This window comes from Marinomonas pontica, assembly GCF_026191375.1.
GTDB classification, from domain to species: Bacteria; Pseudomonadota; Gammaproteobacteria; order Pseudomonadales; family Marinomonadaceae; genus Marinomonas; species Marinomonas pontica.
In genome coordinates, this window is record NZ_JAODTL010000037.1 from 1 (window position 1) to 24,861 (window position 24,861).

24 protein-coding genes are annotated in these 24,861 nt (G+C 46.4%); 14 read left to right on the forward strand and 10 right to left on the reverse strand.

What is annotated here, in order from left to right:
• Nucleotides 1–195 (forward strand): hypothetical protein (locus N5P32_RS08885; protein ID WP_265728733.1); only part of this gene is annotated, 195 nt, incomplete at its 5' end.
• A gap of 38 nt (nt 196–233) precedes the next feature.
• Here N5P32_RS08885 and N5P32_RS08890 read toward each other — a convergent pair.
• Nucleotides 234–1,193, reverse strand: coding sequence for a class 1 fructose-bisphosphatase (locus tag N5P32_RS08890; protein WP_265728734.1), 960 nt, complete (start codon nt 1,191–1,193; stop codon nt 234–236).
• Nucleotides 1,194–1,339: 146 nt separating this feature from the next.
• Here N5P32_RS08890 and N5P32_RS08895 point away from each other — a divergent pair, with 146 nt between their 5' ends.
• On the forward strand, nt 1,340–2,308 hold the full coding sequence (locus tag N5P32_RS08895; protein ID WP_265728735.1) for a zinc transporter ZntB: 969 nt from the start codon (nt 1,340–1,342) through the stop codon (nt 2,306–2,308).
• A gap of 66 nt (nt 2,309–2,374) precedes the next feature.
• Here N5P32_RS08895 and rpiA read toward each other — a convergent pair whose 3' ends face one another.
• Complete coding sequence (gene rpiA, locus N5P32_RS08900) at nt 2,375–3,046, reverse strand: ribose-5-phosphate isomerase RpiA (protein ID WP_265728736.1); 672 nt, start codon at nt 3,044–3,046, stop codon at nt 2,375–2,377.
• 267 nt (nt 3,047–3,313) lie between these two features.
• Between rpiA and ilvA the strand changes: the two genes are divergently transcribed.
• The 6 genes from ilvA to N5P32_RS08930 all read left to right on the forward strand — a co-directional run bounded on the left by ilvA (nt 3,314) and on the right by N5P32_RS08930 (nt 10,330).
• Complete coding sequence (gene ilvA, locus N5P32_RS08905; RefSeq protein ID WP_265728737.1) at nt 3,314–4,819, forward strand: threonine ammonia-lyase, biosynthetic; 1,506 nt, start codon at nt 3,314–3,316, stop codon at nt 4,817–4,819.
• A 134-nt stretch (nt 4,820–4,953) separates the two neighbouring features.
• A complete protein-coding gene (gene argS, locus N5P32_RS08910) occupies nt 4,954–6,687 on the forward strand; it encodes an arginine--tRNA ligase (protein ID WP_265728738.1) in 1,734 nt (577 codons plus the stop codon).
• Between the two features lie 125 nt (nt 6,688–6,812).
• A complete protein-coding gene (locus N5P32_RS08915) occupies nt 6,813–7,796 on the forward strand; it encodes an asparaginase (RefSeq protein ID WP_265728739.1) in 984 nt (327 codons plus the stop codon).
• Between the two features lie 23 nt (nt 7,797–7,819).
• Complete coding sequence (locus N5P32_RS08920; protein ID WP_265728740.1) at nt 7,820–8,686, forward strand: DMT family transporter; 867 nt, start codon at nt 7,820–7,822, stop codon at nt 8,684–8,686.
• A 268-nt stretch (nt 8,687–8,954) separates the two neighbouring features.
• Nucleotides 8,955–9,716 (forward strand): ETEC_3214 domain-containing protein, encoded by a 762-nt coding sequence (locus tag N5P32_RS08925; protein ID WP_265728741.1) that lies wholly within the window; start codon nt 8,955–8,957, stop codon nt 9,714–9,716.
• The gene (locus tag N5P32_RS08930) at nt 9,716–10,330 is read left to right on the forward strand and encodes an LPP20 family lipoprotein (RefSeq protein ID WP_265728742.1); all 615 of its coding nucleotides are present in this window, start codon (nt 9,716–9,718) and stop codon (nt 10,328–10,330) included. Before N5P32_RS08925 ends, N5P32_RS08930 begins: the two co-directional genes overlap by 1 nt.
• A 103-nt stretch (nt 10,331–10,433) precedes the next feature.
• Here N5P32_RS08930 and N5P32_RS08935 read toward each other — a convergent pair whose 3' ends face one another.
• Nucleotides 10,434–10,583 carry a hypothetical protein gene (locus N5P32_RS08935; protein WP_265728743.1) on the reverse strand — a complete coding sequence of 50 codons (150 nt, stop codon included), beginning with the start codon at nt 10,581–10,583 and terminating at the stop codon, nt 10,434–10,436.
• A 126-nt stretch (nt 10,584–10,709) separates the two neighbouring features.
• Between N5P32_RS08935 and N5P32_RS08940 the strand changes: the two genes are divergently transcribed.
• The 3 genes from N5P32_RS08940 to N5P32_RS08950 are packed head-to-tail and all read left to right on the forward strand — an operon-like array spanning nt 10,710 to nt 13,518.
• Nucleotides 10,710–11,723 (forward strand): hypothetical protein, encoded by a 1,014-nt coding sequence (locus N5P32_RS08940; RefSeq protein WP_265728744.1) that lies wholly within the window; start codon nt 10,710–10,712, stop codon nt 11,721–11,723.
• A 12-nt stretch (nt 11,724–11,735) separates the two neighbouring features.
• Nucleotides 11,736–12,329, forward strand: a complete 594-nt coding sequence (locus N5P32_RS08945) for an LPP20 family lipoprotein (RefSeq protein WP_265728745.1) — start codon at nt 11,736–11,738, stop codon at nt 12,327–12,329.
• A gap of 46 nt (nt 12,330–12,375) precedes the next feature.
• Nucleotides 12,376–13,518, forward strand: coding sequence for a murein transglycosylase domain-containing protein (locus N5P32_RS08950; RefSeq protein ID WP_265728746.1), 1,143 nt, complete (start codon nt 12,376–12,378; stop codon nt 13,516–13,518).
• A 41-nt stretch (nt 13,519–13,559) separates the two neighbouring features.
• Here N5P32_RS08950 and N5P32_RS08955 read toward each other — a convergent pair whose 3' ends face one another.
• The 6 genes from N5P32_RS08955 to N5P32_RS08980 form a co-directional block, all read right to left on the reverse strand.
• A complete protein-coding gene (locus N5P32_RS08955) occupies nt 13,560–14,174 on the reverse strand; it encodes a ubiquinone biosynthesis accessory factor UbiJ (protein ID WP_265728747.1) in 615 nt (204 codons plus the stop codon).
• 36 nt (nt 14,175–14,210) lie between these two features.
• Nucleotides 14,211–14,594, reverse strand: coding sequence for a gamma-butyrobetaine hydroxylase family protein (locus tag N5P32_RS08960; RefSeq protein WP_265728748.1), 384 nt, complete (start codon nt 14,592–14,594; stop codon nt 14,211–14,213).
• Between the two features lie 55 nt (nt 14,595–14,649).
• A complete protein-coding gene (gene hslU, locus N5P32_RS08965) occupies nt 14,650–15,972 on the reverse strand; it encodes an ATP-dependent protease ATPase subunit HslU (RefSeq protein ID WP_265728749.1) in 1,323 nt (440 codons plus the stop codon).
• A gap of 70 nt (nt 15,973–16,042) precedes the next feature.
• Nucleotides 16,043–16,594 carry an ATP-dependent protease subunit HslV gene (gene hslV, locus N5P32_RS08970; protein WP_265728750.1) on the reverse strand — a complete coding sequence of 184 codons (552 nt, stop codon included), beginning with the start codon at nt 16,592–16,594 and terminating at the stop codon, nt 16,043–16,045.
• Between the two features lie 119 nt (nt 16,595–16,713).
• Nucleotides 16,714–17,325: an SPOR domain-containing protein gene (locus N5P32_RS08975; protein WP_265728751.1), complete on the reverse strand. Its 612-nt coding sequence runs from the start codon at nt 17,323–17,325 to the stop codon at nt 16,714–16,716.
• 65 nt (nt 17,326–17,390) lie between these two features.
• On the reverse strand, nt 17,391–19,622 hold the full coding sequence (locus tag N5P32_RS08980) for a primosomal protein N' (protein WP_265728752.1): 2,232 nt from the start codon (nt 19,620–19,622) through the stop codon (nt 17,391–17,393).
• Between the two features lie 267 nt (nt 19,623–19,889).
• Here N5P32_RS08980 and rpmE point away from each other — a divergent pair, with 267 nt between their 5' ends.
• The 3 genes from rpmE to N5P32_RS08995 all read left to right on the forward strand — a co-directional run bounded on the left by rpmE (nt 19,890) and on the right by N5P32_RS08995 (nt 22,335).
• On the forward strand, nt 19,890–20,105 hold the full coding sequence (rpmE, locus tag N5P32_RS08985; RefSeq protein ID WP_114411483.1) for a 50S ribosomal protein L31: 216 nt from the start codon (nt 19,890–19,892) through the stop codon (nt 20,103–20,105).
• A gap of 8 nt (nt 20,106–20,113) precedes the next feature.
• Nucleotides 20,114–20,896, forward strand: coding sequence for a thermonuclease family protein (locus N5P32_RS08990; protein ID WP_265728753.1), 783 nt, complete (start codon nt 20,114–20,116; stop codon nt 20,894–20,896).
• Between the two features lie 170 nt (nt 20,897–21,066).
• Entirely contained in the window at nt 21,067–22,335 is a 1,269-nt protein-coding gene (locus tag N5P32_RS08995; protein ID WP_265728754.1) for a malic enzyme-like NAD(P)-binding protein, read from the forward strand.
• An 80-nt stretch (nt 22,336–22,415) separates the two neighbouring features.
• Here the strand turns inward: N5P32_RS08995 and N5P32_RS09000 are convergent, their stop codons facing one another.
• A complete protein-coding gene (locus N5P32_RS09000; protein ID WP_265728755.1) occupies nt 22,416–24,860 on the reverse strand; it encodes a penicillin-binding protein 1A in 2,445 nt (814 codons plus the stop codon).
• Nucleotide 24,861: the final 1 nt, after the last annotated feature.

A 24,861-nucleotide genomic window follows, 5' to 3' on the forward strand; every position in this document is an offset into this window, starting at 1 on the left:
AACACCACTTTCGCCACGCGTGAGGAACTATATGAAGCTCACGCTGGGACACACATGCCATTGTTAGCATGCCTACCGTCTCTTCACTTGAGTCCGATGATAAGTAAATGGCGTATTTGCTTCTATCGAGTGGGAATAGAGTTATTAGGCAATAAAAAAGGCCGCGTAAACGACCTTTTGTTATTAACTCGTTAAGTTATGCACTCAAAATAAAATGCACATCCTTTTGTGTGTTAATAAGTTAAACACTTATCCACTTCGTTTGCTGCACCTAAAATAACCGCTACACGTTGATGAATGGCTTCTGGTTGAATATCTAGGATACGTTGAGTATGTGTATGCGCTTTGCCGCCAGCTTGCTCAAGAAGCATGGCCATTGGGTTGGCTTCGTACATTAAGCGTAATTTGCCAGCTTTAGACGGGTCCTTGCTGTCCCAAGGGTAGATGAAAATACCACCACGACAAAGAATACGGTGAACATCGCCGACCATAGCGGCTACCCATCGCATGTTGAAGTTTTTGTCACGAGATCCATCTCGACCTTGTACAAGATCATTTACATAGTTTTGGATATTTTCTGACCAGAACCTTTGATTGGACATATTGATGGCAAACTCTTGTGTTTCTTTGGCTACTTTAACGTTTTCAGTCGTTAATGTGAAAACATGGTTCGTTGTGTCATAAGTGAACATGTTAACGCCATTGCCTGTTGTTAGAACCAGCATGGTTGATGGGCCATACAGCACGTAGCCTGCTGCTACTTGCTCTTTGCCAGGAATTAGGAAGTCCTCTTCGACGGCAGGCTTGTCGCCAGTCTGACGATAGATGGAAAAGATAGTACCGACCATCGCGTTGATGTCGATGTTAGAGGAGCCATCTAGTGGATCAAAAGCGATGAAGTATTCACCCTGTGTGTTGGCTGGAACAATGTAGTCTTCTTCCTCGGATGCAATGGCTCTTACTGCAGGGCAAGCAAGCAAGGCGTCTTTTAACATGTCATTTGAAATAACGTCTAATTTTTTTTGTTCTTCACCTTGAACATTTTCATTGCCAGCCATGCCTAAAATACCAGCAAGAGAGCCTTGTTTCAGCGCATCAGAAATGTCGATACAAGTATTGGTCGTGACCGTTAATACTGTTTGTAGAGATTGAGGTGTCGCGCTGGATGCTAAAACATCGGTTAGGTTTGGCATGGTTTGACTGGTCCTTGTTATTTGAGGTTGTTGAAATTATGCCATTCTCGTTATTAAGTGTCAGCCAAGCGGGTGAGATGAGAGCAAAATAAATAGGGAAATCGACTGTTTTCGGATAATCTACGCAAAAAATGAGAGGAAAGGATATGTCGTCATTTGTTATACATAACTTAGAGCTTGATGGTTTAGGTGGTGCAACTCAACTCACCTCAGCCGAGCTTCCGACCACTTTGCCGAGCCAGGGCTGTCGGTGGGTGCATTTAGATTGCAGTGAAGAAGAAGGTCGAGTGTGGCTATCTAGTTTGAATGATATACCAGAAACGGCCGTTGAAGCGTTGTTTGCCGAAGAAACTCGTCCACGCACGGTGAAAATGGGCAAAGGTTTATTATTAACCTTACGTGGAGTGAACTTAAACCCTGAGTCGAATCCGTCCGATATGGTCTCACTGCGCCTTTGGGTGACGCCTCATTTCATTGTATCAAGCCGACGTCGAAAACTATTGTCCGTTCAAGATGTCGTAAAAGATCTATCCAATAATGAGGGGCCAGTTAATACCGCTGATATTGTAGCGACCTTGACGGAAACGCTAACAGGCCGAATGGCAAAAGTCATTACTGGCTTAGAAGATGAGTTGGCGGATTTAGAAGAAAGCATTGGAGAAGGAATTGAAGCTGGGCAGCGAGACTCATTGGTGCAGCGTCGATTGGAAACCATTCGACTGAGACGATTTTTGGTGCCTCAGAAAGAAGCCATCAATAAATTGGCGCAGGAATCTATTGCGTGGATGACACCAGAGCAAACAGCACAGGTGCAAGAAGCTGCCAACGATATCACTCGCTATGTGGAAGGGCTGGAATCCTTGCGTGAACGTTGTTTGCTGATGCAAGAAGAGTTTGCCAACTTACAGTCAGAAAAGATGAACGCACGAATGTATGTCTTGTCCATCCTATCTGGTATTTTTATGCCGCTAGGTTTTTTAACGGGTTTGTTTGGTATCAACATTGGTGGAATGCCCGGTACGGAAAGCAGCATGGCCTTCTGGCTGTTTTGCGTAGTTTTGGTGGTCTTAGGCGGTGGTCAGTTCGTGTTAATGCGAAAAAGTCGCTGGTTTTAAGGACATATTTTAAATGATTTAGCTTGATTCAACTCCTCGCTGTGTCGAGGAGTTGAATCGGCTGTACTATTTCTTTAGCGTCTTGATACCGTCTTTGGTTGCAAGCAAAAGCACATCCGCGGAACGTTTGGCGAACAAGCCATTTGTTACCACACCAACAATACCGTCGATGCTTTTCTCTAAGGCGACTGGGTCTAGAATTTCTAGATTGTAGACATCCAAAATATGGTTGCCATTGTCGGTAACAACGCCTTCACGATAAACCGGATCACCGCCTAATTTTACCAGTTCACGTGCTACATGGCCGCGTGCCATTGGAATAATTTCTACAGGAAGCGGGAAGTCACCAAGCACATTAACAAGCTTCGATTCATCGGCAATACAGACAAATTCATCACTGCAAGCCGCGACGATTTTCTCACGAGTTAACGCCGCACCGCCGCCTTTGATCAAATGAAGGTTGTCATTCGATTCATCAGCACCATCGACATACACACGTATGCTGTCAACGCTGTTCAGGTCAAAGACAGGAATGCCATGTTTTTTTAGACGCTCCGCAGAAGCTTCTGAGCTGGCAACTGTGCCGTCAAATAGCCCTTTGTGCTTAGCCAATTCGTCAATGAAGAGGTTGGCCGTTGAACCTGTGCCAACGCCGACAATGGTATCGGTTTCTAGCATAGGAAGAATGTAGGCAACCGCCGCTTCTGCAACCGCTTGTTTTAATTCATCTTGAGTCATGGTGATGTTCATCTTCTATTGTAGTTTTTGCTAGGGGGAAATGGTGTTTGAGATCACATTATAATCGCTTCATCTATTGATTGTTACCCTGACTTACTCCGCCATTTACGGATTTTATGCGATTTTGATGTGTATATAGAGGGCTTCGGTCTTTGCGCCTCGAGGGGTGAAAGAGTATATTTCCTACTCGGTTTTTTTTGACTAGCAGTCAGCGTAGGTGCCGTTAAGAATACCGCGTTGTCGATCTATATTCGTTTAGGAAATATTATGCCCCATACCATGATCAAAAAGATTCTACAGGCACGCGTTTATGACGTCGCCGTAGAAACACCACTGTCTCGTGCCAATCAATTGTCGAATCGATTGGGCAACGAGATTATTTTGAAGCGAGAAGACTTACAGCCTGTTTTCTCCTTCAAAATTCGTGGGGCATACAACAAAATTTGTCAGTTAACACCGGAAGAACGCGCCCGTGGCGTGATTGCCGCATCGGCAGGAAATCATGCACAAGGTTTGGCTTTGGCGGCGAAAAAGCTGGGTATTCAAGCCACGATTGTGATGCCAGCAACCACACCGGAAGTGAAAGTCAGCGCGGTGCGAAATCATGGTGCGGAAGTGGTGTTGTTTGGTGATGCTTTTGATGAAGCGTCGGCAAAATCTCGTGAAATTATGGAAAAAACCGGCCAAGTTTATGTGCATCCTTTCGATGACTTAGACACAATCGCAGGTCAAGGAACCATCGGCATGGAAATCCTTCATCAACATGAAGGCAATATTGATGCGATTTTTATCCCTGTTGGTGGCGGTGGTTTAATTGCCGGTGTCGCAGCTTACATAAAATACCTGCGTCCAGACATCAAGATTATCGGTGTTGAGCCACAAGATGCGGCGTGTTTGAAAATTGCCTTAGAAAAAGGCCAGCCTACTCGATTATCGACGGTGGGCATTTTTGCTGAAGGTGTTGCGGTGGCTGAAATTGGTCAAAATACCTTTGCGATTGCCAAAGACACCGTTGATGAAGTAATCACTGTAACCACAGACGAAATGTGTGCAGCGATTAAAGACATCTACGACGACACGCGTGCGATTACCGAACCTGCAGGTGCCTGCGCCTTGGCTGGCTTGAAAAAGTACATTGAGCGCGAAGACGCAAAAGGCCAAACGCTCATTGCCATCAACAGTGGCGCGAACGTCAACTTTGATCGCTTGCGCCATGTATCAGAACGCGCAGAATTAGGTGAAAAACGCGAAGCCATTATTGCGGTGAAAATTCCTGAGCACCCTGGTAGTTTTAAAGACTTCTGCCAAGCCTTGGTTGGTCGTAATATTACAGAATTCAACTATCGTTATGGCGATGACCAAGAGGCGGTAATCTTTGTTGGCGTTGCCTTAGGTGGCAGCCCCCATAGCCGTAAAGAGCTTTTAGACGATTTGAAAGACTATGAAATCGTGGATTTGACTGATGATGAAACCGCTAAAGTACATGTTCGCCATATGATTGGTGGGCATTTGCGCAGCGATAAAGGCGAGTTGCTTTATAGTTTTGAATTCCCAGAACGTCCAGGCGCGTTGCTAAAATTCTTAAACACGCTTGGTGGCCAATGGAATATTTCCATGTTCCATTACCGCAATCATGGTGATGCTTATGGTCGCGTTTTGGTGGGCTTGCAAGCGGTCGGCGAAGAAACGGACGTGACACATTTCTTGGATGAGCTTGGTTATCCTTATCAAGACGAAAATAACAACGACGCTTGCAAGCTGTTCTTTCGCTAAAAGCGCGAAAATCGGTTATCATTAGTGCCATTATTTTTTGAATTCAGCCCTCTCATTGGTGACAGTGAGAGGGCTGTGTGATTCTAATATGCCGCTATTTTTAGTGACATATTTACTGTTTAAAGGTCTCCCTTGTGAATATTCAAACTCTTTTAAATCAGCGCATTCAAGCCGCCATGGTTGCCGCTGGTGCGTCGGATACGGCCGCCGCGTTAGTTCGTCAATCGGCAAAAGTTCAATTTGGTGATTACCAAGCTAACGGCATCATGGGCGCGGCGAAAGCCTTAAAAATGAATCCTCGTGATTTTGCTCAAGCCACATTAGAGAAATTGGACTTGTCAGATGTCGCCGATAAAGTTGAAATCGCGGGCCCAGGTTTTATCAATATTTTCTTGAAAAATGTTTGGCTCAGCAAAGAGTTAGCGACGTTACGCGGTAGTGAGCGTTTGGATGTTAGTGAAGTGTTAGAACCTGAAACGGTGGTCGTGGATTATTCAGCGCCAAACCTAGCCAAAGAAATGCACGTCGGCCATTTGCGCTCGACGGTAATTGGTGACGCGGTGGTTCGCACTCTGGAGTTTTTTGGCCATCATGTGGTTCGTCAAAATCACGTTGGTGACTGGGGAACACAATTCGGTATGTTGCTGGCGTACATGGAACGCTTACGTGCCGAAAACGCCAAAATTAGCATGGCGCTTTCTGATCTTGAAAGCTTCTATCGTGCCGCTAAAACCTGCTTTGACGATGATGAGGCTTTTGCTACTCGTGCTCGTGAGTTGGTGGTTGAGTTGCAGTCCGGTGACGAAGGGTGCTTGGCACTTTGGGACGAGTTTATCGAAATCTCTATGGCGCACTGTGAAGAAACCTACAAGATGCTAGGTGTGTCTTTAGAGCGTCAGCACGTCATGCCGGAAAGCGCGTATAACGATGACCTACAAAATGTGGTCAATGAATTAAAAGACCAAGGTTTGTTGCAAGAATCCAATGGCGCACAGTGTGTGTTCATGGAAGAGTTTGCTAACAAAGAAGGCGAGATTACGCCAATCATCGTGCAGAAAACCGGCGGTGGTTTTTTGTATGCGACAACGGATTTAGCGGCGGTGCGTTTCCGTCAACATACCTTGAATGCCAATCGCGTGTTGTATTTTGTGGATGCACGTCAGTCTTTGCATTTCCAACAAATTTTTACCTTGTCTCGTAAAGCCGGCTTTGTGAAACCAGAAACACAATTGGAGCACATGCCGTTTGGTACGGTAATGGGCAGCGATGGAAAACCATTCAAAACTCGTTCTGGCGGCGTAGCAAAATTGTCTTCTTTATTGGAAGAGGCACAAGAGCGTGCATACCAATTGGTGGCGTCGAAGAACCCAGAAATGAGCGAAGAAGAGCTGCGTAACATCGGCCGTGTGGTTGGTATTGCGTCGGTCAAATACGCTGACCTATCGAAAAACCGCACCAGTGATTACGTGTTCAACTGGGACACCATGCTGAGCTTTGAAGGCAACACGGCGCCTTATTTGTTGTACGCTTATTCTCGCGTAGCAAGTATCGTAAAACGTTCAGAGATGGACGTGGCGAGCTTGACGGGTGACATTGCACTTGAAGAACCACAAGAGCGTGCTCTAGCAGTGAAGTTGTGTCAGTTTGAAGAAGCGATTCAGCAGGTCGCTAATGACGGTATGCCGCACTTCTTGTGTTCTTACCTGTACGATTTAGCAGGTACCTTTATGACTTTCTACGAAGCCTGTCCTATCCTGAACGCCGAAGATGACGTGAAACATAGCCGTCTGCAATTGGCGTTGAATACGGCTTCAACGCTGAAGCTTGGCTTGTCTTTGTTAGGTATCGAAACGCTAGAGCGTATGTGATTTTTCTACGCTTTCATGTGTAAATTAAAAGGCGCTTTTCTAGTCGAAGAGCGCCTTTTGTGTTTTCAGCGTTAAGTGACATAATTCATGGCCAAATGAAACAAACAAAGAGGAACAAGCAGCAAATGAAGATTTATATTGCTTATACGGGCGGCACGATTGGCATGGTGCCTTCCGAGCAAGGGCTAACACCTGATGCCGCGTTTGCTGACCATCTTGCCCAACACTTAAATGCATCCGATGAACTTACCCATGACTTTGTGATAGCAAGTTACCCAAGCTTAATTGATTCTTCCAATGCCACGCCAAAAGACTGGCAAACCATTGCCCGAGACATTGAAAGCAGGTGGCAGGACTTTGATGCGTTTATTGTCTTACATGGTACAGACACCATGGCGTACACCGCGGCGGCGTTGTCTTGTATGTTTGAGAACGGTGATAAGCCGATTATTGTCACTGGCTCACAAGTGCCTATGTATAAAGTTCGCACGGATGCCATGATCAATGTAATGGGCGCCATCTCTGCTTGTGAAGCGCTTAATTGTGTAAAGCATCACAATGGTGTGTTTTTATTTTTCGCTGGTCGACTCATCGAAGGCGACCGCGCACATAAGGCGCACACCAGTGACTGGCAAGCGTTCAGTTCTCCGAACTGCCCAGAGCGAGGGGTGCTAGGCATCGATTGGCGCTGGGCTGTGACCGACAGTACACAAAAATCGATGAACGTTCGTATCCCAGAGATGGAGGAGGGCGCTGTGACCATTTTGCCTGTGTTTCCCGGCGTTCAAGCTTCGCATTGGTTAGGCTTATTAAGTGAAAATGTAAAAGGGGCGGTGTTATTAAGTTATGGTGCTGGCAATGCGCCCGATAAGGATCCCGCTCTTTTAGCGCTTCTAAAAGCCGCAACAGACCGCGGTGTTGTTATTGTTAATGTGAGCCAGTGCGGTGCTGGAAGCGTAGCCGCTGGTGCTTATGCTGCGGGTTCTGCTTTGGTTAAAGCGGGCGTGATTTCAGGCAAAGACATGACTTACGAAGCCGCGTTTGTGAAGTTGAGCTTTTTGATAGGTTTAGGTTCTTCGAGCGAAGAAATTAAAAATTGCTTCTCATAACGAGAAGTTAAAAGGGATTTTGTATGGCATTTTTATATGTGCTCTTGGTGCTGATTTGGTCAACAGGCTTTATCACCGGCAAACTTATCGTCGGTTTGATCGATCCTAATGTTTTTTTGAGTGTTCGTTTTGTTTTAGCAGGCTTGCTGTTTCTTGCCATTGCCTTGTGGCAGCGTCGACGCTTTCCTGCGTGGAATGAATTACCAAAGCACATTATTGCCGGTATGTTGATGAATGGCTTTTACTTGGGCTTTGCCTATGTTGCCATAGCAAAAGGGTTGCCCGCTGGCGTTATGGCTTTAATTGGCGCATTGCAACCAGCGTTAGTGACCTTGCTTGCCTTCTTGTTGATCAAAGAAAAAACGTCCTTGAAAGGTGTCATCGGCATGTTGGTTGGCATAGTTGGGTTAGTTTTGGTTATCAGTCCAGCGCTAGAGCTAGATATGAGTCATGGGGGCATTACGTTACTGACGTTTACCTTGGCTTGCGTTGCGATATTGGCTTTGTCTCTTGGTGTGACTTATCAAAAAATGTCGATATCATCGTCTGATATTTTCAGTTCCATGGCGATTCAAAACCTCGCCGCGAGTGTTGTCTCGATTGGCTTTATGTTGTTACTTGGTGAAACCTTATTTGCCGTGCAGTTGGAATCTTTCTTGCTCGTCATTTGGGGTGTGCTGGTTTTATCTGGCGGCGGTGTTTTTTTAATGGTGTGGTTATTAAGAAAAGTCCGAGCATCACAAGTTTCTACTATGTTGTTACTGGCTCCGCCGTTAGCTGCGGTAGAAAGTTACTTTCTGTTCAGCGAATCTATGACGATGATTCAAATTATTGGTTTTGTGATTACGATTGTTGGTGTGTATTTTAGTAGAACTGGGACTAGTCGATAAAACATTGGCTATTTAAATAAAAAGGCGTTTTACATAATCTAAATATAGTAACCACCCTCCCAAAATGGATGTGATATTTAAGGTCTCATTGCAGACACTACGTTGAGTTTTATTCTGGTTGTGAAATAAACAAAACTTGGACGTTTCGAAAAAAAACGTCAAAAAAGACTAGAAATGTCAGGATAGTGTCTTTTTTTGCTTGATCTATAAGGAATTTGTGGTGTTTAATGCGATTTCTTTACAATGTAAATGGATTTAATTTAAACACATGGAATATGTGCCTACTGAAAAACCACGCTTTATTAAGCGTGTTCAAAGTGTCATTTTCACAATTGCTGCAATTATGCTTTCTATTGGCCAATGGTCGGATACTAAGCAAATGTCAATTGAAATGTACGAAGGCTTTATTGCCAAATTCACCGATAAAATTGAATTAGAGCAGCTTTCTAAAGTGAAAGTGGGCGGTAATATCCACTTCATAGAGCAAACCTTTGGCATTGCCACTGTTATAAAAGAATCACAAACGAATAAAGAATTAGAATATCGCTATTACCCTAATTCAAAATATATTCTCACGGTTGCGACGCAGAATAATTATATTAAGGGTTATCAAATCATCAGTTTAGATCGTTCTTTTTACCCTGTATTGCCATTTTCAGGGAAGGAACTTGGTCGTTTTGTTTATGCTGAATACTCACCTTATTTTGATGAAATCCGTTCGGATGATGCCAACTTAACCTATTATTTAGAAAGCCACTCGTTAGGGCGTGCTGGTCTGTTTTTTAATCAGTTTGTCGCTTATGTTGGGTACGGTGCGGCATACAGTGAGTCGACAATGAGTGGAAATCAAATTGCGGAATTGAATGACAGTCTTCTCAAAAATGGGCAGGATCAATCGTCTGATGTTCTTAACTCACTGCGGGGCGCGATTAAACCGAATGTTTTCTCCGTAGGTGATATAGACGCATCCACTGCTGCAGACATGTTAGTGACTCGATATGAATACGCAGCGTACTTCAAGGACGAGTGATGACACGCTATCTTATTTGCAGTCTTATCGCCTTGATGTTGTCTGCCTGTCAAAGCTTCCCAGGATTTGAGCCTAGCATGCCAGACTGGTGGGTATCTCCACCGGAGGATAACTCTAAATGGCTATATGGTTTAGGTGAAGGCGCTCATCTCAACGCTGCAAATCAGCAAGCATTATCAAACATAGCTGGAAAGCTTCAGACGACTATCAGTGCTTCTTTGTCCCGGCGCACTCAAGAAACAACCATCTCCACATCCGATTACATTGATCGTCAGCTTTCATCTGAAATAGAAAAAGTCTCCTTAAGCCATTTTGAAATCGTTAAAACAGACACAATTTCTGACCGCGTTATGGTTCTGGTTCGCGTTGATAAAGACGCTTTGGTTAATAATTGGTCTCGTCAGCTAAATACGATCGAGAATGAATTGGCTAAGCTTTTAGCGAATCAACAAATCAGCCGTTTTCAGTGGTGGGTTGCGACCCGCCATTTTGTATCGCGAGCTGAGGAAGGCGATAAATTGGCCTCGTTAATATCTGGTCTTACGAGCAAAGATATTACTCCTTATCTTGCTCAGAAGCTTCGTCATGCTACGTCACAACACCCCTCTCGGTAAAGATTAAAGGTGATCGGACGCTGATCAATCGTGCACTTATCGCCGACTTACTCTCGCAAGGTTTAAGAGTAGACGACTGTAAAAAATGCGACCTTATTATTGATTACGATACCCAGTTTAGTTCAAGCGTTTTGTTTGGTGAGAACATAGTAAAAATGGATTTCGTTGGCACGTTAACCGATGGCTCAGGAGTTGTGTCTTCAAGCCATTGGAAGGTCAGTGCCGCTTCAGTTTCTGGATTGGATGTAGGCAAAAATGCCACCCAGTCAATGGCTGTTCAGAAAATAAAGGGTGAAGGTCTTTGGAAGGTCTTCGGTATGGAAACTAAATAGATAGAGTCTTATATATGTTCAAGAAAAACGTTCTCCTTGGTGCAACAATGATGGGTGCCACTTTACTGACTGGTTGTATGGGCGGAAATTTAAAGCCTAAGGATACAACGCCTGTTGTTGTGCCTCATGCTGAAATGGCACCGACTCAAGAAGAGTTAAAAGCTCAAATGAGTGGTCACGGCTACAAGATTATCCTTTCTCCTGTTGAATACAGCGATGATTACGACAAGGTATTCGCAAATGATGTATACGATGATATTTCACAGCGACTATTGAAGTCTGGGAACATCGTTGTAGATCGTACGTTGGCCACTAAATTGAAAAGTGAGCTTTTGGCGGCTGAGGCATCAGGTAAATTTCGCACCTCCGGTCCTGCGGTTGCTGATATTGCCATCATGACCAAAATTGCGAGCGTAAAATACGGCTCAACATTCCATGAAGCCAACACTTGGCAGGATAAGAAAGGTAAGTACCACAAGTCGGATGCTTACTGTCGTTTTTCCAGCCAAGGTCAGCTGTATGTCCGTGCCTATAAAGTACCATCCATGGAACTAATCAATACCTATGAGTATGAAGGCTCATCCAGTTTTTCGACTGATACAACACGTTCTAATTGCCCAATCTCAGAAGCAGCAGCAAGAGGGCTTATGACTAAAGCATTAAATGATGCGATCAAGTCAGGCTCAGGTGAAACATTAAATGATTTAGCGCCAGCGGCTTACGTTATCGAGCGTAGAGACAACGAAGACGCTTCAAAAGCGCTTTTCCGTGTCACGATTGGCAAAAAATCGGGCGCTATGGAAGGGGCTACTGTGAAGTTTTACCGTAAGAAAAGCCATATCACTCCAATCACCAATGAGGTTCGTATTGAAAAGTCCTTATTGGGCGAAGGTGAAATGATCGCTGAAGGCATCGACGGTCAAGGCGCTTATGTGTATGTGGGCGACGAAGAATTGATCAACGAACTAAAGATCGGAGACATCGCACGATTGGATCATGGAAAGTGTGACGTAGGCGAGTCTGAAGTATTTGGTTCTTGTGTCAAATTACCAAGCTTTTAATATAGGGATATTATGATGCGTTTACTGAAAGCTGGGGTTGTGACGTTATCGGTTTTTGCACTGGCAGGTTGTTCATCTGTACTTACTAAAGACCTCGTAAATGATGGGTGTAAATATCCAGATAACTTGGATGTAGTGGCCCCAAATTGGGTTTGTAATCATCCAGTCGATGACCTAGAAATTCAGGCTGTTGGCTATTCTAGGAAGCTAGCATCAGGCCCTGGCATGATGACGGATGTTGCAACAACTGAAGCCAGAGCTCGTTTAACTGGGTATTTTGCTTCGGAAGTGAAGACGCGCTTGTCTAGACTAACGACCGACAGCCAAACAGAAGAAGGCACGACAAACGCAGATGTTTCTGAACGGATTCAGAAAACCTTGGCGACGATGACGCTGACAAAGTCTCGCATTTATCGCACTCAAACGAGCCCCAAGGGCAACATGTATGTCCTAGTCGGTCTCAATAAGGCGGCTTATGCGGAAAACATGGAAGCCTTAGTGAACACGGCTTTGAATGATGATTCTCCTGAGCTGTATCGTCAATTCTTGATGGAAGAAAGTGACAAGTCACTGGATCAAGTCCGTCAGGAGCTCGGCGGTAAATAAAATGATAAGGGGGCTATTCGTAGCCCCTTTTTTTGGTGCCTATAAAATGAAAAAAGTTTCTCAATTCGTACTGCTTTTTATATGTTTTGGCTCCTTTTCTGTTGGTGCTAGCAGTTATGCCGAATGGAAAGCGAGCCGTCAGACAAGTTATAAAGAGTTTAAAACGCAATACCAAGCTCGTTATATGGCGTTTAAGAATAAAGTAACGGGCAAGTGGGGCGATAAAACCGCTCTTTCAGGGCAACACCAATACGTTGTTTACAGTGATGATCTCGAACAGCGAACGGTGCTCGATTATGAAAACAATGAAATTATTGTTGAGTCGCTTTCAGATGAGGCGCCTGATGTAGAGCAAGCGCTATTGGCATTGCAAAATACCTCGGTTAATCAGGCGTTAGCCAATGATCCTGTATTATCCAAAGTGGCGATTAAACACGCGTCTGATTCTTTGTTAAAAAGCATAAGCGATGACAGCACACTGGCTGATCTTGCAAAAAATAACACAACAGAAACGGATACGGCTGTTGTGCCTCCTCTTCTACAAAAAATGGGGCAGGGGGCGTCAGATGTGCCGCAAAGTGCCATAAGCAAACGTATAAGCAGGGTTCGTATCAACTTACCAGAGAATGTGTTCTTAAAAAGAGCGTCGCCATTTATGCCTACAGCGGTGGCGATGGGTGAGAAATACGATGTAGATAAAAACCTGATTCTTGCTATAGCGCAAACAGAATCGAGTTTTAACCCGTTAGCTCAGTCTCCTATTCCTGCCTTTGGTCTTATGCAAATAGTGCCAGACTCTGCAGGACTGGATGTGAACCAAATGCTTAATAGCAAAAGTGACAGCCCTGAAGCGTCTTTGCTCTTTCAGCCGAAAGACAACATCGGCTTCGGAACGGGCTATTTACATTTGCTTGATACTCGATACCTAAAAGATATCAAAGATGAAAGAAGCCGGCTGTATTGTATGATTGCGGCTTATAATACGGGTGCTGGAAATGTGGCGAGCGTGTTTCACCCTCAGCGTCGCAAGGTCATGAACCCCGCGATAGACGTGATAAACAGCTTATCATCAGAAGAAGTGTATCAGCGTCTTGTCACCCAGTTGCCTTACAATGAAACTAGAGTGTATTTAAAAAGGTCACAACAGCGTTGGCTCAGTATCAGGCTGCGGATCAAGGATAGTCGGTAACGATGGACTCATTTTCGATTCTGTTCTTGAGTCCATCTTCGTTATTTCGCTAACAACCTCAACCTAGCTTCAGCGCGATCTATTAAGGTGCCGAAGCGTTCCATTTCATCGACGAAGTGGTCGAATTCAATTTTGCTTGGCAGAAGTTGGCTGTCGGTTTGTAGATGTTGAACCAGTTGCATTCTGGTGCTGGTGGCGAATTCTTTGCTCCAAGACCACTGAGCGCGTAGCAGACGAGCCAAAGCGGCGGCGGATAAATCGCCAATGTGATCAGCAAGCAATCCTTCCCAATCCAATTCAAAGTTTTCCATCACTTTATGCAATGTCATCAAGGCTTGAGCGTTGCCCTGAATGCGTAAGTCACCGTCAAAGAAACCATCGCCTTCGAGCAGTTTCCGGTACGCGGCGCTCGGTCCTTGCACTAGGGTATCTAATCGCGGATCAAGCTCTATCTCTTCTATACTTTCGGGTCTGTTGAGCATGACGCCTTGTTCAAGAATGTGAATCTGCAGAATAAAGTCGAAGTCCTCCACGTAAAGAAAGACTTGTTGTCCTGCCAATTTGCTTAGGCGATTTTGGGAAGGTGTGTCTTGTTTCAGGGCGAGGTTAATGGCGTTTTCAATCGCGCTAAGTGCCGATAATGTCAGTGAACCCATAAAAACGTCTCGATCATGGCGGCTTAAGTGTTGTCACTAAAGCTGGTGGATTTGAATAACAGAAGTGTCCCGTGTTTGCCCTTCTTTTTCAAGACGATCTAGGTACATCTGCCAGAGTTCATCATGGTTTTTACCAATATTGTAGAGGTATTCCCACGTGTAAAGTCCTGTGTCATGACCATCGTCAAAGGATATTTTGAGCGCATAATTTCCAGCGCCTTCGATATTATGGATAGCCACGTTTTTTTTACCGTATTGTAATATCGGCATTTGCAAACCGTGCCCTCGGACTTCCGCAGAGGGTGAGTGAACCCGAAGGTATTCCGCGCTCAGGCGAAAGCATTGTCCATCCGCAAAAGCGATGGCTAATTCTCGGGATTGTTTGTGGTAGTTGATCGACGTGGGCGCAGGCGTTGCCATTGTTTTGTCCTATGAAGCCCCTTCATTGAAGGGGCGTGTTATACGATGAAATCAATTATAGGATGTATTGGCTTAGGTCTTCGTTTTCGGCGATTTCCCCAAGTTGCTCATCGACATAGGCGGCCGTAATGTCGACGGTTTGATCGTCAGGCATATCACTGGCGGAATAGGACACTTCTTCAAGCAAGCGTTCAAGTACCGTGTGCAGGCGACGAGCACCGATGTTCTCTGTGCGCTCGTTTACTTGGAAAGCGATCTCAGCAATGCGATGAATGCCTTCCTCGGTGAAGTTCAAATTGATGTTTTCTGTTTTCGCGAGCGCCACGTATTGCTTCGTGAGAGACGCGCTTGGCTCGACCAGAATACGTTTGAAGTCGTCGACGGTGAGTGCGTCTAGCTCAACGCGAATAGGTAAGCGACCTTGCAGTTCAGGAATCAAATCCGATGGCTTAGACAGATGAAACGCACCCGATGCGATGAACAAAATGTGGTCGGTTTTGATCATGCCGTATTTGGTGCTCACCGTACAACCTTCGACTAATGGTAATAGGTCGCGCTGTACACCTTCACGGGACACTTCGCCGCCAGAACGTTCTGAGCTTTTTGCCACTTTATCGATTTCATCTAAGAACACGATGCCGTTTTGCTCAACCGCTTCTACAGCACGGGCTTTTAACTCTTCTTCATTAACCAGCTTTGCCGCTTCTTCGTCACGAACTTGGCGCAAGGCTTCTTTGACTTTCAGCTTGCGTTTTTTCGTCTTTTGAGAACCGAAGCTAGAAAACATGTTTTGCAACTGGCTGGTCATTTCTTCCATACCAGGTGGCGTCATGATTTCGACACCCATTGGCGAGTCGGCGACATCAATGTCGATTTCTTTGTCGTCCAGTTGGCCTTCGCGTAACTTTTTACGGAATGTCTGACGTGTGCTGTTGTCTGCTAATTCAGGGTCACCGCCACGAGCGGGTGGCAATAGCACATCAAGAATGCGGTCTTCAGCAGCGTCTTCGGCTTTGTGACGCAGCTTGGCTGTTTCTTGTTCGCGCAGCATTTTGATCGCCATTTCGACCAGGTCACGAATAATGGATTCCACATCGCGGCCGACGTAACCGACTTCGGTAAACTTGGTGGCTTCGATTTTGATAAAAGGCGCATTAGACAATTTTGCTAAGCGGCGAGCGATTTCGGTTTTACCTACGCCCGTGGGGCCAATCATCAAAATATTTTTTGGTGTCACTTCTGCGCGCATGTCTTCAGGCAGCTGCATGCGACGCCAACGGTTGCGCAGCGCAATCGCCACGGCACGTTTTGCTTTTTGTTGGCCAATGATGTGATTGTCTAAGGCGTTAACCGTCTCTCTTGGGGTCATGCTACTCATTGATGAATTCTCTTCTATGTTCTTGAATGCTACGTTCTTGAATGATGGTTGCGTCGCTTTTTGGAAAACCTTATTTAGACTGGTCTTCAAGCTGCGGGTCGATGGTGATGTCTTCTATGGTCAAACTGTGGTTGGTGAACACACAAATGTCCGCGGCGATGTTGAGGCTTTTCTCAACGATCTCTTTGGCCGATAACTCTGTGTTATCAATCAAGGCGCGAGCGGCCGCTTCGGCAAAGTTACCACCAGAGCCAATGGCCAATGCGCCGTGTTGTGGCTCAACCACATCGCCAGTGCCCGTGATGATCAGCGTGCTTTCTTTGTTAGCAACGATCAGCATGGCTTCTAATTTGCGTAACGCGCGGTCGGATCGCCAATCTTTAGCGAGATCTACCGCGGCGCGCACAAGATGCCCTTGGTGCTTTTCAAGCTGGCCTTCAAAGCGTTCGAACAGTGTAAATGCGTCGGCTGTACCGCCAGCAAAGCCAGCAATGACTTCACCTCGATACAAACGACGCACTTTACGTGCATTGCCTTTCATCACAGTGTTGCCTAAAGATACTTGCCCATCGCCGCCTACGACGACTTGGTTGCCTTTGCGTACAGTAAGAATCGTTGTCATGGTCTACTCCCGTTTCGATACTAACGAAATGGGGGCGAGCGGTCGGATTTCAAGCGAGGATTGCACACAGAGAAGGCTTTCATTTTCTGTATGCAATCTGGACGATTATCTGAAAGTGGTTATTGGTCTTTTTTGACTTTATAGGAGTAAGACGAGATGTCCATGGACACGAGTTTGTCTTCCGCGCGGTTCATTTTCGAACGAGATTCATAAGGGCCAAGCACGACGCGATACCAAGGTTGATCACCTTGGCCAATGGTTTTGCGAATATTGGTCTCAACCATGCCAGACAGAATCAGTTTGGCGCGCATGCGATCGGCGTCTTCTGGGTTTCTGAATGAAGCAGCTTGTAGCATGTAGTAGAAGTCTTGTTCGCCACGAGGTGTGGATTGATAAGCATCGACATGACTGGTATCCACTTCACTGTTTTGCAGTATTTGGTAGAACTCAAAGGTGTCTTTCTTAGGGACGCCCTTTGTGGTTTCTTCGACTTTTTTTGGCGCTGCTGGTTTGGGCTTTTGTGCGACTTTGGGTTTTTCTACCGGTGCGGGTGCCGCTTTGGGGGCCACTTGATTGAGCTGTGTGAGTGCGTAAATAAATGCAATCAAAATCGCGGGAACCAGCAGCCACAACCACCATGCTGTTTTGCGTTTTTGTGGTGGGGGTGTTCTTCGTGTCGCCCCTTTTCTTGGGCGACTTCCTTTTGCTGCAATCTGGATCGGGTTAAACATAATTTGGGCTTTTGGGTATCGTATAAATAGGGCGCTGAATGAGTGTGCACATTATGCGTGCAAGATCAGTAAGTTTCCAGTGGATCGACGTCGATAGCGAATCGAATCCGATGTTGACGTGTTGATTGCTCCAGCCAGTCGCTCATCATTTGCGTGGCTTGATGTAGGGGCACACGGTGAGCCGATTTGATGGAAATGAGCGCCCTGTGTTGTCCTGCTTTGCGAACGATGATGGCCGCATAGGGGCCAACCAGATACACGTCTTTTGAGAACAATGGCTCAAGGTCGTTTCTCATGGCCGCCAAAAGTTGCATGGCTTCATGCTCATTTCCCGATTCGGCACGCACGATCACTTGATGATAAAACGGCGGCAGTGATAGGGATTTCCGTTCTGCTAAGCCATCAATCGCAAAATGCTCGTAACCGAGGTTGCATAAACATTCGATAGCCGCATGGTCTGGATGGTAGGTTTGCAGCAGTACGTGCCCCGGCTTTTTGGCGCGCCCCGCTCGCCCCGCAACTTGTGTGATTAGCTGGGCAGTGCGCTCCATTCCGCGAAAATCGGATGAGAACAACCCAGCGTCGGCGTCCATGATGATGACCAAGGTGACATTGGGGAAATGGTGACCTTTTGCCAGCATTTGCGTGCCAATGAGAATCGCTTGATCATGTTCGTGGATCTTTTGCGTGAGTTTTGCCATGGCGGATTTACGCTGTGTGCTGTCTCGATCGATGCGTAAAATAGGCACATCTTTGAACAAAGTACTGAGCTGCGTTTCTATTTGCTCCGTTCCTTCTCCGACCGTAAACAGCTCTTCTGACTGGCATTCAGGGCAAGTATGGATCAGTGCTTTTTGGGTGTCACAATGATGGCAATGCAGCTTATTAGCGCGTTTGTGTACGGTGAGGTTGACGTCACAGTGGTCGCACGCAGCAATCCAGCCACATTGATGGCACATCAAGGTGGGGGCGTAGCCGCGGCGGTTTAAAAAAATCAGCACTTGTTCTTTGCGTTCTAAACACAACGTCATGTTCGCAAGTGCCTGTTCACTGAAACCATGCACGAGCGTTTTTCCGCGAAGGTCAACTCTTTCCATTTCTGGGATGTGCGCATTGCCTGCTCGTTGACGCAGTTTGAGCCAAGCAAAACGCTTTTGTAGTCCATTGGTTAAGCTTTCATAGGACGGTGTTGCTGAGGCAAGCAGAACCGGAATGTTCAAAGCTTGCGCCCGTTTAATCGCCAAATCACGAGCGTGATAGCGGAAACCTTCATGCTGTTTATAAGAGGTGTCGTGTTCTTCATCAATGACGATCATGCCCAGGTTTGGTGCCGGAATGAACGCCGCGGAGCGAGTGCCTATGATGATTTTGGCGTGACCGCTTGCGGCCAATAACCAAGCGTCCAGACGCTCGCGGTCACTCATGTTGGAGTGCATGAGGACGATGTCGGTATTGAAACGAATTTCAAAGCGCTTTAGCGTTTGGGGCGTTAGGCCGATTTCCGGTACCATGACCAGCACTTGCTTGCCTTCTTCGATCAAACGCGCCATGACGCGTAAAAAAACTTCGGTTTTGCCGCTGCCCGTCACGCCGTCTAACAAGGCCACATTGAATTCATGGCGATGATCGAGTAAATGCTCGGTGGCGTGCATTTGCTCTGGGTTCAGTGTGGGCGGTACTTGTGTTTGATGTGCGTGTTTTTCACCGCCTTTGTTGAAGGAACGAGGTTCTCTGCGCAACAAGCCCTTTTCTTCTAGTGTCTTGCCTGCTGCTGGCGCAAGATCCAGTACCGATGCCGCGTGTTGGCTCAAGCCATGAGGGTGTTGTTGTACGGCTTTTAAAAAATCTTGCTGGCGAGGCGCACGGCTGAGCTGTTCAAGCGGCAGTTGTTGTCCTTGTGGCGTCGTGAACCACCAATTTTCGGTTCGAAATTCGGCGTTTTCGCCTTTGCGCAGCAAAACGGGTAGAGCGTGAAAAATCACATCGCCAATTGGGTGGTGGTAATAGCGGGCAGCCCATTCGCACAATGCCATCAACTCTTGGGTGATAACGGGTCTTTCATCTTGTAGCGATGTCAGTGGCTTTACCTGCTCTGGGTCCCAATCGCTGGTGTCACTCAGTGCGACAATGACGCCCAATCGGCTGCTTTTTCCAAACAGTACTTTGACTCGCATACCCGGTTTGAGTTCGTGCCTTAACGCAATGGCTTTCGGAACTTTGTAGTCAAATAATGTCCGCATCGGCACAGGTAGAGCGACTTTGATGTATGGGTGAAGTGTGAGCAGCGCTTCAGACATGCGTTAGGTTAAACCTTGTTTAGTAAAGCAAAAAGTAGAGATCTTAGATAATGACTAAGTGTACGTCAGAGTGATGGGTTGGCGCGAGCCACAATTTTATAGGCAAAGCGCGATAAAAAGGTTGCTGATTAGGTCATAGATCCCTAAAATACGCCACTCTTGGATCCACTGTACAATGTCTGTACAACGAAACGTGCGGTGCTTGGCAAGGCAATAGCCCATTAATATTGATCAAGTGGCGGCACACCAAACTTTAAGGTAACTACGATGAAAAAAGATATCCACCCAACTTACTCTGCACTTACTGCAACTTGTACTTGTGGTAACACTCTGAACCTAAACTCAACACACGGTAAAGACATGCACATCGACGTATGTAGCAACTGTCACCCATTCTACACTGGCCAACAAAAAATGTTGGACACAGGTGGTCGTGTTGATCGCTTCAACAAGCGTTTCGGAGCGCGTCGTACTACTAAGTAATTGGTGGCATGACTGTGATCGGATTAAAAAAGCGCCAAGTTTTCTTGGCGCTTTTTTTGTTTTTGTCCTGTGCCATTCAAGCCAGCGAACTGTGTAAAGCGACTGGCGCATTGGAAAAAGCTCAGATAAAAAGAGTGGTCGATGGTGATACCATTCACCTTGCCGATGGCCGAAAAGTTCGGCTGGTGGGTATCAATACACCAGAGCTTGATCATGAAAAAGGCAACCATGAAGGCTATGCGGTAGAAGCGACCCGTTTCTTACGTGCACGCCTTGGGTCATTTGTTTACCTACAAAGAGCAAAAAACGATCAAGATAGATACGGTCGAAAATTATACTATCTCTTCGATAAAGATCGTCTTTCACTGACAAGTCAGTTACTATCCGAAGGGCTTGGTTATCGAATTGCCATCCCTCCAAATCTTGCGTATCAAGCTTGTTTTGAGGCGGCTGAGAACTCAGCTCGCAGTGCCCATAAGAAATTATGGCAGCAACCTTTGCACTGGCAGCCAAAAGCTGGCTTTGCAATCTCTCGTGTTAACATCACTTCCATTACTCAAAACAGAGGTGGTTGGTGGCTAGAAACCGATCAGGATCTAGTAATCAACTTGCCATCCAGCGCGGTCGACTATTGGCCTGCTCAAAAAGTGTTTTCACTTGAGGGCAAAACAATAGAAGTGCGAGGTTGGCAGCATCAAAGGAAAAGTCGTCACTCTGACTTTAAATCTTGGGTTCTTTCTGTAAAGCATCCGAATGATTTGCTTGAAATCAAAGACTCTTTCAATAGTTGATTGATAGAATATTCCTATGGTTTTACGCTTTAAAGTACGGGGTAGATCGATTATTCTGGCGACTCAAAATTATAAGGTGCCACTTTCGAAGCTTTTGTAGGCTTGGGAACAAGGCCCAGTTTGGCTATGATAAAACTAATTACTTACACCAAATAGACGGAAACATAATAATGGCTGAAGATATAAAACAAGCGGCGTTGGATTACCATGAATATCCAGTTCCAGGAAAATTGAGCGTAACGATCACAAAACCGACAGCAACCGCTCGTGACCTTTCTCTTGCTTATAGCCCTGGTGTGGCTGAGCCTTGCCGTGAAATCGCAAAAGACCCAGAAAATGCTTACCGTTATACTGGTAAAGGTAACCTAGTAGCGGTTATCTCTGACGGCTCTGCGATCCTTGGTTTGGGCAATTTAGGTCCATTGGCCAGTAAGCCCGTTATGGAAGGTAAAGGCTTGTTGTTTAAGCGCTTCGCCGGCATTAACTCTGTTGATGTGGAAGTAGAATCTGAAAGCCCACAAGCGTTCATCGACACGGTTGCCCGTATTGCCAACACATATGGCGGCATCAACCTAGAAGACATCAAGGCTCCTGAGTGTTTCGAAATCGAACGTCAATTGATCGAGCGTTGTTCTATTCCTGTGTTCCACGATGACCAGCACGGTACTGCAATCGTAACCGCAGCGGGTCTTTTGAATGCCCTTGAGCTGCAAGGCAAAAACATTGCTGATGCGAAAATCGTTTGTCTAGGTGCTGGTGCAGCGGCGACAGCGTGCATGAAGCTAATCATTGCATGTGGTGCACAACGCGAAAACATTTTCGTTCTTGACCGTAACGGTGTGATTCATTCTGGTCGTACAGACTTGAACCAATTTAAAGCCATGTTTGCGATCGATACAGATAAGCGCAACTTGGACGATGCCATTGATGGCGCTGATGTATTCATCGGTGTATCTGGTCCAGATCTATTGTCTGCTGACCAGTTGGCTAAAATGGCGGCGAACCCAATCGTGTTTGCTTGTTCAAACCCAGATCCAGAAATCAATCCAGAGCTTGCTCGTGCCACTCGTGATGACTTGATCATGGCAACAGGCCGTTCTGATTACCCTAACCAAGTAAACAACGTTCTTGGCTTCCCATTCATCTTCCGTGGTGCATTAGACGTTCGCGCGACTAAGATCAACGAAGAAATGAAAGTGGCAGCGGTTCATGCGCTTAAAGATCTTGCGAAAGAAGACGCGCCAGCAGACGTTGTCGCGGCCTACGGCGGCGCACCATTGAGCTTCGGCAAAGAGTACATTTTGCCAAAACCAATGGACTCTCGTTTGCTGAACGTAGTGTCTGCAGCGGTTGCTCGTGCAGCGGTTGATTCTGGTGTGGCAATGCTTCCATACCCAGATTTCTACCCACTAGAGAATCTTGACCACTTCGGTGCTTAATCGAATTAAGTTCCAATAAAAAGGCGACTCCTTGTTCGGGAGTCGCCTTTTTTTATGTTCATTTGTTGCTGTGAGAGTGCTTAGAACAAGTTTTCTAATACGTTATTTTCTTGCTTCTCAACTTGTGCATCGTTGCTCGAATTGTTGTTGGAAGCCGGTAGGTTTAGGTCGCGTTGTGGTGGCACATGGTTCTTTCTGAATATTTCAAAAATGGCATTGGACTGTCCCGGCAACGCGCGCTCTCCTGTATTGGGATCGATTCTGACGGTGACCAAAGAGGACGGTTTATACACATACGAAGGCTCTGTGCCTCTTAGCGCTTCGCGCATGTAATCTATCCAAGCCGGTAGCGACACAGACCCACCCCATTCACCGCGACCCAATGATGATGAGTTGTCAAAGCCACTCCAGACGGAGGTCACAATCTCGCCATTAAAGCCCGAGAACCACGCATCGCGGCCATCGTTTGTGGTGCCTGTTTTGCCTGCAATATCATCACGTTGTAGAACGCGAGCTCGTCGACCCGTACCGTATTTGATGACGTCTCTCATCATATCGTAAGTGATGTAATTCACTTCTGGGTCCAATACTTGTGGTGCAACTGGTAAGCTTCGAATGCCTTCTTGGGTGTTGAATAACCCCATCTGAGGCTCGTTGTCTTGTGTCTTTTCCAATAAGGTGCAGGTGACACAAACGGTAATCGGATTGGCCTGAAACAATGTTTCGTTGTTTCTATCGACGACTCTATCAATCAGATATGGCTGAACTTGGTAGCCGCCATTAGAGAAGACCGCATAGCCTGTTGCGATTTGCAATGGAGACAAGTTGGCGCTGCCTAAAGACAAGGACAAGTTATTCGGCAGCTCGTTTGGATCAAAACCAAAACGTCTCAAAAAGTTGAGTGTGGGACGAATGCCCAGCTCATCAAGCAAGCGAACCGAGACAATATTCTGAGAGCGATACAATGCCTGACGCAAACGAGTCGGGCCGTAGAACTTGCCACCGTCATTAGTAGGGCGCCATGCAGAAGCAAGGTTGGTATCGTTAAATACCACAGGGGCGTCATTGATAATGCTGGCGGCGGTATAACCGCGGTCTAACGCGCTGGCGTAAATAAAGGGTTTGAAGTTGGAACCCGGTTGGCGCTTGGACTGCGTGATACGGTTGAATTTATTTTCATAGAAGTTGAAGCCACCGACTAATGCTTGGATCGCACCGTCTTTGCTGTTCAATGAAATTAACGCGCTCTGTACTGTAGGCTTTTGCGCCAAGATCCAGCCAAGCTGCGTGTCAGGGCGTAAACGTACAATGTCGCCCGGTACCAACACATCGGCAACGTTCGACGGCACGGGGCCTTGCGAATCTTCGTCGATGTAAGGGCGAGCCCACTTGATAGCCTCCCATGCAAGGGTGGCGCGCTTGCCGTTAGCAAGCCGAACGTCTGCACTGACATCGCTGGTGGTGATGACCAATGCGGTTTGCCAATCGGAGAAACGCTCAATATCTTGTAGGGCTTTTTCTTGTTCTTCCAATGGCGCATCAACCAAGTCGGTACGGGTTTCAATCGAACCGCGGTAGCCGTGTCGCATGTCGTAGCTCAATACACCATTAAAAACCGCTGCGTTAGCCGCCTTTTGGCGGGAGGCGTCGATGGTGGTGTAGACGGTCATTCCGGTGCTGTACAAGTCGTCGCCGAAGGTGTTGTAGAGCTCTGAACGCACCATTTCAGCAATATAGCCCGCTTCAATATCAGGCATAACGCCGTGGTTTTTTGCGGTGATCGGGGCTTCTACGGCGGTTTGATACGCGTCTTTATCGATCATGCCCAAAGACAGCATGCGTTGTAGGATCCAATTGCGGCGAATGAGCGCGCGTGATGGGTTCACAACAGGGTTAAACCGAGAGGGCGCCTTGGGTAAGCCGGCAATCATCGCGAGTTGAGCAAGGTCTAATTCGCTCAGTGTTTTGCCATAGTAGACTTGGGCGGCGGCTTCAAAGCCGTAGGCGCGGTTTCCTAAATAAATTTTATTGACGTAAAGCTCAAGAATCTCATGTTTACTGAGTTCTCTTTCCATCTTTAAAGAGATGAAGATTTCTGTGAATTTACGCGTGAAGGTTTGTTCGAAAGACAAAAAGTAGTTTCGAGCGACCTGCATGGTGATGGTACTGCCACCACCTTGTTTTTGTCCGGTGGTAATCAGTTGCACGACAGCACGACCTAAGCCCAAAATGTCGACGCCTGGGTGGTGATAAAAGTTGGTGTCTTCGGCGGCTAGAATAGCGTGTTCTAGATTTTGTGGAATCTCAGCATAATTGATGGGGGTACGGCGCTGATCGCCAAATTCGCCGATGAGTTGGTTGTCGGCGGTGTAAATGCGTAACGGTATTTTCAGCTCAATGTCTTTTAGTTCTTCTACGGTTGGAATGCGGTCTTTTACGCTGTAGTAAATCGCGTAGGTTATTCCTGCAGCGCTCAGCGCCCCAAAAAGACCGAGAAAGAAGAGAATTTTGAGTGTCTTGGCCATA